General features: G+C 67.7%; 15 protein-coding genes. 12 read left to right on the top strand and 3 right to left on the bottom strand.

Going from position 1 to position 13,748, the window contains the following annotated elements:
* Positions 1–68 precede the first annotated feature (68 nt).
* Positions 69–2,561, bottom strand: a complete 2,493-nt coding sequence (locus tag ABS73_RS04230) for a GcvT family protein (RefSeq protein ID WP_277018767.1) — start codon at positions 2,559–2,561, stop codon at positions 69–71.
* A gap of 153 nt (positions 2,562–2,714) precedes the next feature.
* On the opposite strand from ABS73_RS04230, the gene panC reads away from it, so the two are divergent.
* Positions 2,715–3,560: a pantoate--beta-alanine ligase gene (gene panC, locus ABS73_RS04235; protein WP_277018765.1), complete on the top strand. Its 846-nt coding sequence runs from the start codon at positions 2,715–2,717 to the stop codon at positions 3,558–3,560.
* Between the two features lie 38 nt (positions 3,561–3,598).
* Positions 3,599–4,408, top strand: coding sequence for a 3-methyl-2-oxobutanoate hydroxymethyltransferase (gene panB / locus ABS73_RS04240; protein ID WP_277018762.1), 810 nt, complete (start codon positions 3,599–3,601; stop codon positions 4,406–4,408).
* Positions 4,409–4,556: 148 nt separating this feature from the next.
* On the opposite strand, the gene ABS73_RS04245 is transcribed toward panB, so the two are convergent.
* Positions 4,557–5,696, bottom strand: coding sequence for an MFS transporter (locus tag ABS73_RS04245; RefSeq protein WP_277018759.1), 1,140 nt, complete (start codon positions 5,694–5,696; stop codon positions 4,557–4,559).
* Entirely contained in the window at positions 5,696–6,700 is a 1,005-nt protein-coding gene (locus ABS73_RS04250; RefSeq protein WP_277018757.1) for a 2-hydroxyacid dehydrogenase, read from the bottom strand. The genes ABS73_RS04245 and ABS73_RS04250 overlap by 1 nt, the downstream gene beginning before the upstream one ends.
* 201 nt (positions 6,701–6,901) lie before the next feature.
* Here ABS73_RS04250 and ABS73_RS04255 point away from each other — a divergent pair, with 201 nt between their 5' ends.
* The 10 genes from ABS73_RS04255 (at position 6,902) to ABS73_RS04300 (ending at position 13,736) form a co-directional block, all read left to right on the top strand.
* Complete coding sequence (locus tag ABS73_RS04255; RefSeq protein WP_338118580.1) at positions 6,902–7,396, top strand: SH3 domain-containing protein; 495 nt, start codon at positions 6,902–6,904, stop codon at positions 7,394–7,396.
* Between the two features lie 192 nt (positions 7,397–7,588).
* Positions 7,589–7,906 carry an NADH-quinone oxidoreductase subunit A gene (gene ndhC / locus ABS73_RS04260; RefSeq protein WP_405406484.1) on the top strand — a complete coding sequence of 106 codons (318 nt, stop codon included), beginning with the start codon at positions 7,589–7,591 and terminating at the stop codon, positions 7,904–7,906.
* Positions 7,897–8,430, top strand: a complete 534-nt coding sequence (locus tag ABS73_RS04265; RefSeq protein WP_136856657.1) for a NuoB/complex I 20 kDa subunit family protein — start codon at positions 7,897–7,899, stop codon at positions 8,428–8,430. Before ndhC ends, ABS73_RS04265 begins: the two co-directional genes overlap by 10 nt.
* A 2-nt stretch (positions 8,431–8,432) precedes the next feature.
* Positions 8,433–9,053, top strand: a complete 621-nt coding sequence (locus ABS73_RS04270; RefSeq protein WP_277018754.1) for an NADH-quinone oxidoreductase subunit C — start codon at positions 8,433–8,435, stop codon at positions 9,051–9,053.
* On the top strand, positions 9,050–10,291 hold the full coding sequence (locus ABS73_RS04275) for an NADH-quinone oxidoreductase subunit D (RefSeq protein ID WP_277018751.1): 1,242 nt from the start codon (positions 9,050–9,052) through the stop codon (positions 10,289–10,291). Before ABS73_RS04270 ends, ABS73_RS04275 begins: the two co-directional genes overlap by 4 nt.
* Positions 10,291–11,184 carry an NADH-quinone oxidoreductase subunit NuoE gene (gene nuoE, locus ABS73_RS04280; RefSeq protein ID WP_277018749.1) on the top strand — a complete coding sequence of 298 codons (894 nt, stop codon included), beginning with the start codon at positions 10,291–10,293 and terminating at the stop codon, positions 11,182–11,184. Before ABS73_RS04275 ends, nuoE begins: the two co-directional genes overlap by 1 nt.
* 37 nt (positions 11,185–11,221) lie before the next feature.
* On the top strand, positions 11,222–11,701 hold the full coding sequence (locus ABS73_RS04285; protein ID WP_277018746.1) for a helix-hairpin-helix domain-containing protein: 480 nt from the start codon (positions 11,222–11,224) through the stop codon (positions 11,699–11,701).
* Entirely contained in the window at positions 11,701–11,910 is a 210-nt protein-coding gene (locus ABS73_RS04290; RefSeq protein WP_136856652.1) for a DUF5337 domain-containing protein, read from the top strand. The genes ABS73_RS04285 and ABS73_RS04290 overlap by 1 nt, the downstream gene beginning before the upstream one ends.
* A 24-nt stretch (positions 11,911–11,934) precedes the next feature.
* Entirely contained in the window at positions 11,935–13,230 is a 1,296-nt protein-coding gene (gene nuoF, locus ABS73_RS04295) for an NADH-quinone oxidoreductase subunit NuoF (RefSeq protein WP_277018741.1), read from the top strand.
* Between the two features lie 101 nt (positions 13,231–13,331).
* Positions 13,332–13,736 carry a DUF5333 domain-containing protein gene (locus tag ABS73_RS04300; protein ID WP_277018739.1) on the top strand — a complete coding sequence of 135 codons (405 nt, stop codon included), beginning with the start codon at positions 13,332–13,334 and terminating at the stop codon, positions 13,734–13,736.
* Positions 13,737–13,748 lie beyond the last annotated feature (12 nt).

Consider the following 13,748-nt stretch of genomic DNA (forward strand, 5'->3'; position numbering starts at 1 on the left):
CCACCGGGCATGTCTCAGGGGCCCGTCAGGGCGCAGGCGACCACCGGGGGGCCGCCTGCGCGAGCGCGCTATCCGTCGATTCGGATGCGAGCGTTCTGCGGGTCGTGCGGGCTGTCCTCGGTCACCACGGCGTCATACAGCTCGCGGAACATCCGCACCTGCAACCGGGTGCCCGGCGCGGTCAGGTCGGGGCGGACATAGCCCATGCCGATCTGCTTGCCGAAGGCCGCCGAATACCCGCCAGAGGTCAGGCGCCCGACCTTGACCCCGTCCAGGAACAGCGCCTCGCGGCCCCAGGGATCGGCATCCGCAGGCCCGTCGATCAGCAGCGTGACGCAGGCCGACCGGATGCCCTTGGCCTGCATCGCCGCCTTGCCGCGGAACTCCTTGCCCAGATCGACGAACCGGTCCAGCCCCGCCTCCAGCGGCGTGGCATCGCGGCCCAACTCGGTGCCGAAAGCGCGATAGGATTTCTCCTGCCGCAGCCAGTTCTGCGCCCGCGCGCCGACCAGTTTCATTCCGGACGGTTCCCCGGCCTCGATCAGCTTGTCGAACAGGTGGTTCTGCATCTCGATCGGGTGGTGCAGCTCCCATCCCAACTCGCCGGTATAGGCGACGCGGATGGCCATGACCGGCACCATGCCCAATTCGATGTTGCGCATCGACAGCCACGGGAAGCGCTTGTTCGACAGCGCGGTCGCGGGCTCTGCATCGCGGATCATCCGCGCCAGAATCGCGCGGCTCTCGGGGCCCGCCAGAGCAAAGACACCCCATTGCGTGGTCACGTCCTGCACATGGACGTATTCGCCGCCCGCGCCCATGAAATCCTGCGCGGATTTCAGCAGGTTGTCGCGGTCGTAATCGGTCCAGGCCCCGGCGCTGACCAGGTAATAATCCTGCTCGCCCCGCCGCACGATGGTGTATTCCGTCCGCACGGTGCCCGCATCGGTCAGCGCATAGGTCAGGTTGATCCGCCCCACCTTGGGCAGCTTGTTGGTCGTCAGCCAGTCCAGAAACGCCGTCGCCCCCGGGCCGGTGACGGTGTGCTTGGCGAATGCCGTCGCATCGACCAGACCCGCGGTCTGGCGCACGGCCTCGGCCTCGGCACGCGCGTATTCCCACCAGCCGCCGCGCCGGAAGCTGCGGCTGTCATGGTCGTCGAACCCCATGGGCGCATAGTAATTCGGGCGTTCCCACCCGTTCACGCAGCCGAACTGCGCGCCCCGCGCCGCCTGCCGGTCATAGGCCGGCGAGGTGCGCAGGGGTCTGCAGGCGGGCCGTTCCTCGTCGGGGTGGTGCAGGATGAAGACGTGGTCATAGGCCTCCTCGTTCTTGCGGGCGGCGTATTCCGTGGTCATCCAGCTGCCGAAGCGGCGCGGGTCCAGCGACGCCATGTCGATCTCGGCCTCGCCCTCGGTCATCATCTGCGCCAGGTAATGGCCCACGCCCCCTGCGGCGGTGATGCCAAAGCTGAAGCCCTCGGCCAGCCACATGTTGCGCAGGCCCGGCGCGGGGCCGACCAGCGGGTTGCCGTCAGGCGTATAGCAGATCGGGCCGTTGAAATCGTCCTTCAGACCCACCGTCTCCGAGGTCGGGATGCGGTGGATCATCGCCATGTACTCCTCCTCGATCCGCTCCAGATCCAGGGGGAACAGGTCGGCGCGGAAGCTGTCCGGCACGCCATATTCGAACCGCGCGGGCGCGCCCTTCTCATAGGGGCCCAGAATCCAGCCGCCGCGTTCCTCACGGACATACCACTTGGCGTCCGCATCGCGCAGGACCGGGTGTTCGGGGTTCCCCTCGGCGCGCCAGCGCATCAGCGCGGGGTCCGGCTCGGTCACGATGAACTGGTGTTCGACCGGGATGGCGGGGATCTTGATGCCCAGCAAACGCGCCGTGCGCTGCGCATGGTTGCCGGTCGCGGTCACGACATGTTCGGCATGAATGTCGTAGGTTTCGCCCGACGGGATCAGGTTGCCGCCGCGATCGACCATCTTTTCCACCGTCACGACCCATTCGCTGCCGGTCCAGCGATAGGCGTTCACCTGGATCTTGCGCTCGATCCGGCAGCCCGCCATCCGCGCGCCCTTGGCCATGGCCTGGGTCACGTCGGCGGGGTTGATGTACCCGTCGGTCGGGTGGAACAGCGCGCCCTTCAGATCCTCGGTGCGGACCAGCGGCCAACGCTCCTTGATCTGGGCGGGCGTCAGGAACTGATGCTCGATCCCGATCGTCTCGGCGGTGGCGGAATACAGCATGTATTCGTCCATCCGTGCGTCGGTCTGCGCCATGCGCAGGTTGCCGCAGCGGGTGAAACCGGCGTTCAACCCCGTCTCGGCCTCCAGCCCCGCATAGAGTTTCACCGAATAATCGTGGATGTGGCTTGTCGCATAGCCCATGTTGAACAAAGGCAGCAGCCCCGCCGCATGCCAGGTGGACCCCGCTGTCAGCTCGTCGCGCTCGACCAGCAGCGTGTCCCAGCCCGCGCGCGCCAGATGCAGCGCAATGCCGCATCCGACCGCGCCCCCGCCCACGACCAGAACCTTCACATGCGACGTCATCGCGCTCTCCTGTTGAACCGTTTCGCCAAGTCATGCCCCATCGCGGAAACGCCGCGTCAAAGGCGCCCGACCTCTATGGGCGAAAAACGACATGGCCTTGCCCAGACCCGCCCCCGCGACTAGGGTGCCCCCCGCACCAGAGGGGGGGCCTGAATGGATATCTGCCGCAGCACCGACGCCATGCGCGCCTGGCGCAGGGATGCGGGCCGCGTGGCGCTGGTCCCCACCATGGGCGCGCTGCATCAGGGCCACCTGACGCTGGTCGCGCGGGCGCGCGACTGGCTGGACGGGCAGGGGGGTGGCCGGGTCGTGACCTCGATCTTCGTGAACCCCGCGCAATTCGGCCCGACCGAGGATCTGGACAAATACCCCCGGCAGGAGGCGCAGGACCTGGACCTGCTGCGCGATGCGGGCTGCGACGCGGTGTTCCTGCCGCAGGTCTCCGACATCTGGCGCCCCGGCGCGCAGACCCATGTGCAGGTCAGCCAGCTGGCCGGCATCCTGATGGGCCGCCTGCGCCCCGGCCATTTCCGCGGCGTGGCGACGGTGGTGACCAAGCTGTTCAACATCGTCCAGCCCCAGGCCGCGGCCTTTGGCGAAAAGGACTATCAGCAGCTGACCCTGATCACCCGCATGGTGGCCGATCTGGACATTCCCGTGACCATCCTGCCCGTGCCCACGGTGCGCGAAGCCGACGGGCTGGCCATGTCCTCGCGCAACCAGCGCCTGACGCCCCAGGATCGCGCGGCGGCCCCGGTGCTGGCCCGCGCGCTGGACCATGCCGCGGCCTCGGTCAGCATGGGCACGCCGGTCAGCCTGCTGCGCCGCCAGATCCGCGCGATCATCTCGTCGGAACCGCGCGCCGATATCCGCTCCATCGACATCCGCAACGCGGATGACCTGTCGCGCATCGCCGTCGTCGGCGGTCCGGTGGCGATCCTGCTGGCCGTCCGCTTTGGCGACGTGCTGCTGATCGACCAGCGCACCGCCCATCCCTGACCCGCGCGGCCCCGCGCATTCCCTGAAAGGCCTGTCCCATGTCCGCGCAAGCCCCCGTCAAACGCATCACCGCGCCCCAGATCGCCGCCCGCAAGGCCGCGACACCCATCGTCGCGCTGACCGCCTATACCGCGCCGATGGCCGCCCTGGTCGATGCCCATGCCGATGTGATCCTGGTGGGCGACAGCCTGGGGATGGTGGTCCACGGCCTGCCCTCGACCATCGGCGTCACGCTGGAGATGATGATCCTGCACGGCCAGGCCGTGATGCGCGGATCGTCCCGCGCCATGGTGGTGGTCGACATGCCCTTCGGCAGCTACGAGGAATCGCCGGAACAGGCCTTCCGCAACGCCGCCCGCGTGATGGGAGAGACCGGCGCCGGCGCCGTCAAGCTGGAGGGGGGCGCCCGCATGGCCCCCACCATCCGCTTTCTGGTCGACCGGGGCATCCCGGTCATGGCCCATATCGGCCTGACGCCCCAGGCCACGAACACGATGGGCGGCTTCAAGACGCAGGGTCGCGACCCCGCCACCTGGCCTGCCTTTGTCGAGGATGCCCGCGCCGTCGCCGATGCGGGCGCCTTCAGCGTCGTGGTCGAGGGCGTGATGGAGGCCTTGGCCGATCAGATCACCGATGCGGTGACGGTGCCCACCATCGGCATCGGCGCCTCGGCCCGCTGCGACGGCCAGATCCTGGTGCTGGACGACATGCTGGGCCTGTCGGGCCGGGTGCCGCGCTTCGTGCGCCGCTTTGGCGACCTGGGCGCCTCGGCCGATCAGGCCATCGCCGCCTATGCCGACGCCGTCCGCGACCGCAGCTTTCCGGCCCAGGCCGAGCTCTATCGCTGACCCCGCGCAACGCGCGCAAGCGGTGTACAGGCTGTGCACCTCCTGTGCCTGCGCGGTGCACGCCCCGTGCGGCCCGATCGCCAGCATTTGCTGGCCCGGAACCGGGTGACGCGCCGGGGGCGTTGCGCGGTGACGGTGTGCAACGCGCTCAGCCGTTGCGTGGGTCGAAATCGGCGGTGCGGGCCAGACGCGACAGCGCCAGCGGGATCAGCAGCAGCGCCGCCAGACCCGTATAGATGACCCCTAGGCCGATCCGCTCGGCCAGGAACCCGATGCTGCCGGGCGCCAGCAGGATGCCGGAATAGCCCATCATCGTGACCACCGACAGGCCCATCCCCGCCGCCAGCCCCGGCACGTTTCCGGCCGCCGAAAAGGCGATCGGCACCATGTTCGCGATGCCGATGCCCGCCAGCGCAAAGCCCGCAATCGCTGGCCCCGGCGTGGCCGACAGCCCTGCCAGCGCCAGCCCGGCCATGGCCACGCCCGTGCTGGCGCGGAGCGTCGTGACCGCGCCGAACTGCCGCCGCAGCCCGTCGCCCAGAAAGCGCATCACCGCCATCGTCGCCGCGCAGGCCGCAAAGCCCCAGCCCGCCAGCGCGATCGAGGCGCCCATCTCGCGCTGCAGATAGACGGCGGCCCAGTCCAGGATTGCGCCCTCGGGGATCATGGCGGTCAGCGCAATCACTCCCAGCAGCCAGGGCAGGGGGCTGCGCGGCAGACGCAGGGGTGCGCGCGGCGCATCCGGGGCAGGCGCGTCCTGAACCAACCGTCCCTGCGCCCAGAGTAGCACCAGCGCAAAGACGAAAGACACCGCAACCCCATGAAAAACCTCTCCGAATTGCTGGATGACCCAGCCCCCGGCGCCGGCGCCCGCAAAGGCCCCCAGGCTCCAGAACCCGTGGCAGGACGACATGATCGCCCGGCCCCGCACGCGCTCGACCGCCACGGCATTGGCGTTCATCGCGACATCCATGCCGCCCACCAGCCCGCCGAACAGCGCCACCGCCGCCGCCACCGACCAGTAGGTCGGCGCGACCGAGATCCAGATCATCGAGGGCGCCGCCAGCCAGGCCGCCAGCCGCACCGCCCGCGCCGATCCGGCCCGCGCCACCATCGCCCCAAAGACCGGCATCACGCACAGCGATCCCAGCCCCAGGGCCAGCACGATCAGCCCGGCCCGCGCCTCGGTGATGTCCAGCCGGTCCATCAGCACGGGGATGCGCGGCGCCCAGCTGCCGATCAGCAACCCGTTCGCCAGGAACAGGGCCGAAACCGACCAGCGGATCATTACAGCATGGCCGGAACGACCAGGTCCGGCGGCCGGTGCCCGTCGGCAAAGGTCTTGATGTTGATGATGACTTTCTCGCCCATCTCGGCGCGGCCCTCGACCGTGGCGCTGCCCATATGGGGCAGCAGGACCACGTTGGGCAGCTCGCGCAGGCGGGGGTTGATCTCGTGGCCATGCTCGAACACGTCCAGACCGGCGCCCGCGATTTCGCCCGCGCGCAGCATCCGCGTCAGGGCGTTCTCGTCGATGACCTCGCCGCGCGAGGTGTTCACGATCACCGCCGACGGCTTCATCAGCTTCAGCCGCCGCGCGTTCAGCAGATGGAAGGTCGAGGGCGTGTGGGGCGCGTTCACGCTGACCACGTCCATGCGGGCCAGCATCTGGTCCAGGCTTTCCCAATAGGTCGCCTGCAGCGCCTCCTCGGTCTCGGGGCGCAGGCGCTTGCGGTTGTGGTAATGGACCTGCATGCCAAAGGCATTGGCGCGACGCGCGACCGCCTGGCCGATCCGGCCCATGCCCAGGATGCCAAGGCGCCGCCCGCCGACGCGCCCGCCCAGATGCGCGGTGGGCGACCAGCCCTGCCAGCGCCCGGCCTGCATCTCTGCCAGGCCCTCGGGGATGCGGCGGGTCACGGCCAGGATCAGCGCCAGCGTCATGTCGGCGGTATCCTCGGTCACGACGCCCGGGGTGTTGCTGACCAGCACGCCGCGCTGACGCGCCGACAGCACGTCGATATGATCGACCCCCGCGCCGAAATTCGCGATCAGCTTCAGCCGCTCGCCCGCGCGGGCCAGCATGGCGGCGGTGATCTGGTCGGTGACGGTGGGCACGATCACGTCCGCGCCCTGCATCAGGGACACCAGCTCGTCCGCGGACAGCTTGCGGTCGTCGTCGCGCAGGGCCACGTCGAACAGCTCGGACATGCGGGTCTCGACCGCTTCGGGCAGGCGGCGGGTCACGGCGACGCGCAGCCGGGTGCGCGGGGTGGCGGGGGTGGCGGGCATGGTCACCTCACTGTGTCACAAGCTTGTCGGCACGCCCTTCCCATCGGGTGACGCTTTTGGCAAACTGCCCGCGTTGAGGGGCAGGCACAAGACCCCAGAGGGCGCGTGCCCTTGCAGCAGGACAGGATCGGACAACGCATGACGGCACGGCCAGGCAGGACAGGCGCAAGGGTGGCCCTTGCGGTTGCGGCGATGATCGCGATGGGGCTGACATCGGCCCCCGCCACGGCGCAGGCGGTCCCCCAGCAAAGCCAGGGCGCCCCCGAACAGCGCGGCGCGGTCACCAACCTGCCGCTGCCCCGCTATGTCAGCCTCAAGGGCAACGAGGGCAATGCCCGGCGCGGCCCCAGCCTGTCGCACCGCATCGACTGGGTCTTCCGCCATGCCGGCATGCCGCTGCGCGTGGTGGCCGAGTTCGGGCATTGGCGCCGGGTCGAGGACAAGGACGGCGCCGGGGGCTGGGTGCATTACGCGCTGTTGTCGGGGGTGCGGACCGCGCTGGTGACCCAGGACATGCTGGAGCTGCGCACCCGCCCGAACCCGGATGCCGACATCGTCGCCCGGGCCGAGATGGGCGCCATCCTGCGGCTGAACGAATGTCAGCCCGAATGGTGCCGCGTGTCGGGGGGCGGTCAGCGGGGCTGGGTGCCCAAGACGACGATCTGGGGCGTGGACGCGGCCGAGATCCGCGACTGAACCCGTCGGATTGCAACAATTCGCCGCGCTTTCCGGGCCCCGCGCCCGTTGACCCCGGCACGCGCCGGGTCTAAACCGCACACAGCCAAACCCGTCGCGGGGCGCAGCCACTGATCCCCGCGACCGACAAGGGGATCGTCACCCGTGCAAAACATAACGCAGGATTATCTGCCCATCCTCGTCTTCGCGGCGATGGCCTCGGCGCTTGCGCTGATCTTGCTGCTTTCCGCCTTCGTCATTGCCGTGCGCAATCCCGACCCCGAAAAGGTCAGCGCCTATGAATCGGGCTTCAACCCGTTCGATGACGCGCGGATGAAATTCGACGTGCGATTCTATCTGGTGTCGATCCTGTTCATCATTTTCGACCTCGAGGTCGCGTTCCTGTTCCCCTGGGCCGTCAGCTTCCAGGCGATCAGCGAGACAGCGTTCTGGTCCATGATGGTCTTCCTGGGCGTGCTGACCGTGGGCTTTGCCTATGAATGGAAGAAGGGAGCGTTGGAATGGGCGTGATGGCAGGGGCGAACACCGCCGGACCCGATCGCGAATTCGCGACCAAGGCCCTGAACGCGGAGCTGCAGGACAAGGGGTTCCTGCTGACCACGACCGAGGACATCATCAACTGGGCGCGCAACGGCTCGCTGCACTGGATGACCTTCGGTCTGGCCTGCTGCGCGGTCGAGATGATGCAGACCTCGATGCCGCGCTATGACCTGGAGCGTTTTGGCACCGCGCCGCGCGCCTCTCCGCGCCAGTCGGACCTGATGATCGTCGCGGGCACGCTGACCAACAAGATGGCCCCGGCACTGCGCAAGGTCTATGACCAGATGCCCGAGCCGCGTTACGTCATCAGCATGGGCAGCTGCGCGAATGGCGGCGGCTACTACCATTACAGCTATTCCGTGGTGCGGGGCTGCGACCGGATCGTGCCCGTGGACATCTATGTCCCCGGCTGCCCGCCGACCGCCGAGGCGCTGCTGTATGGCATCCTGCAACTTCAGCGCCGCATCCGGCGCACCGGCACGCTGGTGAGGTGATCATGGCGACCTATACCGATCCCGACGCGCTGGACCAGCTGGCCGAGCATATCAAGCTGCGCCGCCCCAACGAGGTCGTCGGCACCGACGTGGCCTTCGGCGAGCTGACCGTGACCGCCACGGCCAGCGGCATCCTGGACCTGCTGGATTTCCTGCGCTGCGACAACAGCTGCCGGTTCTCGACCCTGGTCGACATCACCGCCGTCGATTACCCCTCGCGCCAGCAGCGCTTCGACGTGGTCTGGCATTTCCTGTCGATGTACCAGAACCAGCGCATCCGCGTGAAGGTCAGCGTCCGCGAGGATGAGATGCTGCCCACGCTGACCGGCATCTTTCCCGCCGCCAACTGGTTCGAGCGCGAGATCTTCGACATGTTCGGCATCCTGTTCACGGGCCACCCGGACATGCGCCGCATCCTGACCGATTACGGCTTTTCGGGCCATCCGCTACGTAAGGATTTCCCGACCACCGGCTATGTCGAGGTTCGCTATGACGACGCCGAAAAGCGCGTCATCTACGAACCCGTCAGCCTGGTTCAGGAATACCGCCAATTCGATTTTCTGTCTCCGTGGGAGGGTGTGCAATACGCCCTGCCGGGTGATGAGAAGGGGGCTGCGAAATGATGGACGGCGACATCCGCGTGAACAGCTATGACGACGGCAGCGAGGATCTGCTGACCGGCGAACAGCGCATCCGCAACTTCAACATCAACTTCGGTCCCCAGCACCCGGCGGCGCATGGCGTGCTGCGCATGGTGCTGGAGCTGGACGGCGAGGTCGTCGAGCGCGCCGACCCGCATATCGGCCTGCTGCATCGTGGCACCGAAAAGCTGATGGAAAGCCGCACCTATCTGCAGAACCTGCCCTATTTCGACCGGCTGGATTACGTCAGCCCGATGAACCAAGAGCACGCCTGGTGCCTGGCGATCGAGCGTCTGACCGGCACCGTCGTGCCGCGCCGCGCCAGCCTGATCCGGGTCCTGTATTCCGAGATCGGCCGCATCCTGAACCACCTGTTGGGCCTGACCACGGGCGCGCTGGACGTGGGCGCGCTGACGCCGCCGCTGTGGGGCTTCGAGGCGCGCGAGCAGCTGATGATCTTCTATGAGCGGGCATCGGGCGCGCGTCTGCACGCGGCCTATTTCCGGCCCGGCGGCGTCCACCAGGATCTGCCGCCGGACCTGCTGGACGATATCGAAGCCTGGTGCGACCAGTTCCCCAAGGTGCTGGACGATCTGGACACGCTGCTGACTGAGAACCGGATCTTCAAGCAGCGCCTGGTCGATATCGGTATCGTCACCGAGCAGGATGCGCTGGACTGGGGATTCTCGGGCGTGATGGTGCGCGGATCGGGCATGGCCTGGGATCTACGCCGCAGCCAGCCTTATGAATGCTACGACGAATTCGATTTCAAGATCCCGGTCGGGACGAATGGCGACTGCTATGACCGGTTCCTGTGCCGCATGCAGGAGATGCGCGAATCGACCTCGATCATGCGTCAGGCGATCACCAAGCTGCGGGCCGAGGGCCCGGGCGAGGTTCTGGCCCGCGGCAAGCTGACCCCGCCCAAGCGCGCCGACATGAAGCGCGACATGGAAAGCCTGATCCACCACTTCAAGCTGTATACCGAAGGCTTCCGCGTCCCCGCCGGAGAGGTCTATGCCGCCGTCGAGGCGCCCAAGGGCGAATTCGGCGTCTATCTGGTCAGCGACGGCACCAACAAGCCCTATCGCGCCAAGCTGCGCGCGCCGGGCTTTTTGCACCTGCAATCCATGGACTGGATGTCCAAGGGTCACTTGCTGGCCGACGTGCCGGCCCTGATCGCAACCCAGGATATCGTCTTCGGAGAGGTCGACCGCTGATGCTGCGCCGCCTGCACCCCGTCCAGCCGGACAGTTTCGCCTTCACGCCCGCCAATCTGGAATGGGCGCAGGCACAGATCACCAAATACCCCGAAGGTCGCCAGCAATCGGCGATCATCCCGATCCTGTGGCGCGCCCAGGAGCAGGAGGGCTGGCTGTCCCGCCCCGCCATCGAATATTGCGCGGGCCTTCTGGGCATGGCCTATATCCGGGCGCTGGAGGTGGCGACCTTCTACTTCATGTTCCAGCTGCAACCCGTTGGAACGGTGGCCAATATCCAGATCTGCGGCACGACCACCTGCATGATCTGCGGCGCCGAGGATCTGGTCGCGGTCTGCAAGCGCAAGATCGCGCCGACCCCCCACACGCTGTCCGCCGACGGCAAGTTCAGCTGGGAAGAGGTCGAGTGCCTGGGCGCCTGCGCCAATGCGCCGATGGCCCAGATCGGCAAGGATTACTATGAGGATCTGACCCCCGAGAGCCTGGAGGCGCTGATCGACCGCATGTCCGCCGGCGAGGTTCCGGTGCCGGGATCGCAGACCGGCCGCTTTGCGTCCGAGCCCGCCAGCGGGTTGACCAGCTTGGCCGATCTGAAGGGTCAGGAAGGGCACAATGCCAGCGTCCAGCTGGCCACCGATCTGGGCGAGACGCTGAAGCGGATCGACGGGACCGAGGCGCCGATCCTGACCAAATGGCGCCGCAAGCCCGAGGCCGCCCGCGACGATCAAACCGGTGTCGACACCGCCCCCGAGCAGGAGCCGCGCCCGTCCGACGGTGCGCCCGTCGACTCGACCGGCGTGACCGAGCAGGAGGCGCAGGCCAGTTCCGCCGCGCGTCCCGTCTCGAAACGCGAACCTGCCGAGGTCAGACAGGACGACAAGGACCGCGACTAGACCCCACCCACACCCGCCAGGAAAGGACGCCCAGCCCATGACAGCCGCCACCAGAACCACCGGAGCCGTCGCGGCACTGCTGGTCCTTCTGGCCCTTGGCCTGTTCGGACAGGCGGGCTGGCCGGCGGCGCTGCTGCTGGGGGTGCTGACCGGGATCCTGCTGGCCGCGCTGCTGCACTGGCTTGTCGATCAGGGGCCCGCGCCGATGGACGGCACGGCATTTGCGCCCCCGGTCGTGCAGGTCGCACAGCCTGTCGCGGTTGCGGCACCGGCCGTGCCCGCGCTGCCGCAGGACGACCTGTCGCAGGATGATCTGCGCGCGATCCGGGGCATCGGCCCCAAGGTCGCGCAGGGTCTGAACCAGGCGGGCGTGACCCGGCTGGACCAGATCGCTGCGTGGGACGATGCGCAGATCGACCGCATCGCGGTCGAGATCGGGCGCGGTGCGGCGCGGATCAGGAACGATGACTGGGTCGGGCAGGCGCGCGCGCTCATTGCCGACCGGGCGGGGGCGTGATGACGCGTCCCGACCAGGATGCCCGCCAGATGCGGCTGGTCGCGATCGTGATCGCGGTGACCATGCTGGGCTGGCTCGCCGTGCAGGCGATCGGGCGGCACTATGACTGGGCGGCGCAATGGGCCTTTCTGGCCGACCTTGCCGCCATGGGCGGATTTGTCTGGTCGCTGATCGTGACCTGGCGTATCTGGCGGCGCAGGAATGCGTGACGCCGGGAATAAAGGACCAATCGGATGCTGAAAGACCAGGATCGCATTTTCACCAACCTGTACGGCATGGGCGACCGCAGCCTGGCGGGCGCGCAGCGGCGCGGCCATTGGGACGGCACCGGCGACATCATCGGCCGCGGGCGCGACAAGATCATCGAGCAGGTCAAGGCCTCGGGGCTGCGCGGGCGCGGCGGGGCGGGCTTTCCGACCGGTCTGAAATGGTCCTTCATGCCCAAGGAATCGGACGGGCGGCCCAGCTATCTGGTGATCAACGCCGACGAATCCGAACCCGCGACCTGCAAGGACCGCGAGATCATGCGCCATGATCCGCACACCCTTATCGAGGGCGCGTTGATCGCCGCCTTCGCGATGAACGCGCATGTCTGCTACATCTATCTGCGCGGCGAATACATCCGCGAAAAGGAGGCCCTGCAGGCCGCCATCGACGAATGCTATGACGCGGGCCTTCTCGGCGCGAACGCGGCCGGGTCGGGCTGGGATTTCGACCTCTACCTGCATCACGGCGCCGGCGCCTATATCTGCGGCGAGGAAACCGCCCTGCTGGAGAGCCTGGAGGGCAAGAAGGGCATGCCCCGGATGAAGCCGCCTTTCCCGGCGGGCGCGGGCCTCTACGGCTGCCCGACCACGGTGAACAACGTCGAATCCATTGCGGTGGTGCCGACCATCCTGCGGCGCGGGCCGGAATGGTTCGCGGGCTTTGGCCGACCGAACAATGCGGGGGTCAAGCTGTTCGGCCTGACCGGCCACCTGAACGCCCCCTGCGTGATCGAGGAATCCATGTCGATCAGCATGAAGGAGCTGATCGAAAAGCATGGCGGCGGCGTCCGTGGCGGCTGGAAGAACCTCAAGGCGGTGATCCCCGGCGGCGCCTCCTGCCCGGTGCTGACCGCCGAGCAGTGCGAGAACGCCATCATGGATTATGACGGCATGCGCGAGCTGAAATCCAGTTTCGGCACCGGCTGCATGATCGTGATGGATCAGTCCACCGACATCATCAAGGCGATCTGGCGGCTGTCGGCCTTTTTCAAGCATGAAAGCTGCGGCCAGTGCACGCCCTGCCGCGAGGGCACCGGCTGGATGATGCGCGTCATGGCGCGCCTGGTCTCCGGAGAGGCCGAGGTCGAGGAGATCGACATGCTGCTGGACGTCACCAAGCAGGTCGAGGGTCACACCATCTGCGCCCTGGGCGATGCGGCCGCCTGGCCGATCCAGGGCCTGATCCGCAACTTCCGCGGCGAGATCGAGGATCGCCTGAAGGCGAAGAAGACCGGGCGCATGGGTGCGCTTGCTGCGGAGTGATGACAAGGCTGGCACATCACGCGGCCCGCACGGGCTTGTGTCGGGCGATGCGCCCGGCGGGTGGTTATGTGGCGACACATAACCCCCGAAAGGATGCTGCCATGAAACGCCCTCTGATCGCCGCCGCCTTGGCGCTTGCCACCCTGACCACCCCGGCCGCCGCGCTGGAGCCGCTGTCGCAGAACGCCTATGTCAACGACCGCCTGGTCCAGGCCCGTGTCGCGGATGTGGTACGCCGCAACTGCCCCAGCATCGACGCGCGGCTGGTGCGTGCCTTCAGCGAGGCGCGCGCCCTGAAACGCCATGCCCGCAACCAGGGCTATTCCGAGGCCCAGATCGACGCTTTTCTTGACAGCCGCGCGGATCGCCAGCGTATCTACGCAGAGGCGGATCGCTATATGGTCGAGAATGGCGTCCTGAACGGGCAACCGGAGACTTTTTGCCGCCTCGGGCGGGACGAAATCGCACGGCAGACGGTCGCAGGATCGCTGCTGAGTGCCAGATAAGGATGTAAGTTC

The sequence above is a fragment of the Paracoccus sp. SCN 68-21 genome, assembly GCF_001724535.1.
Lineage (GTDB): Bacteria > Pseudomonadota > Alphaproteobacteria > Rhodobacterales > Rhodobacteraceae > Paracoccus > Paracoccus hibiscisoli.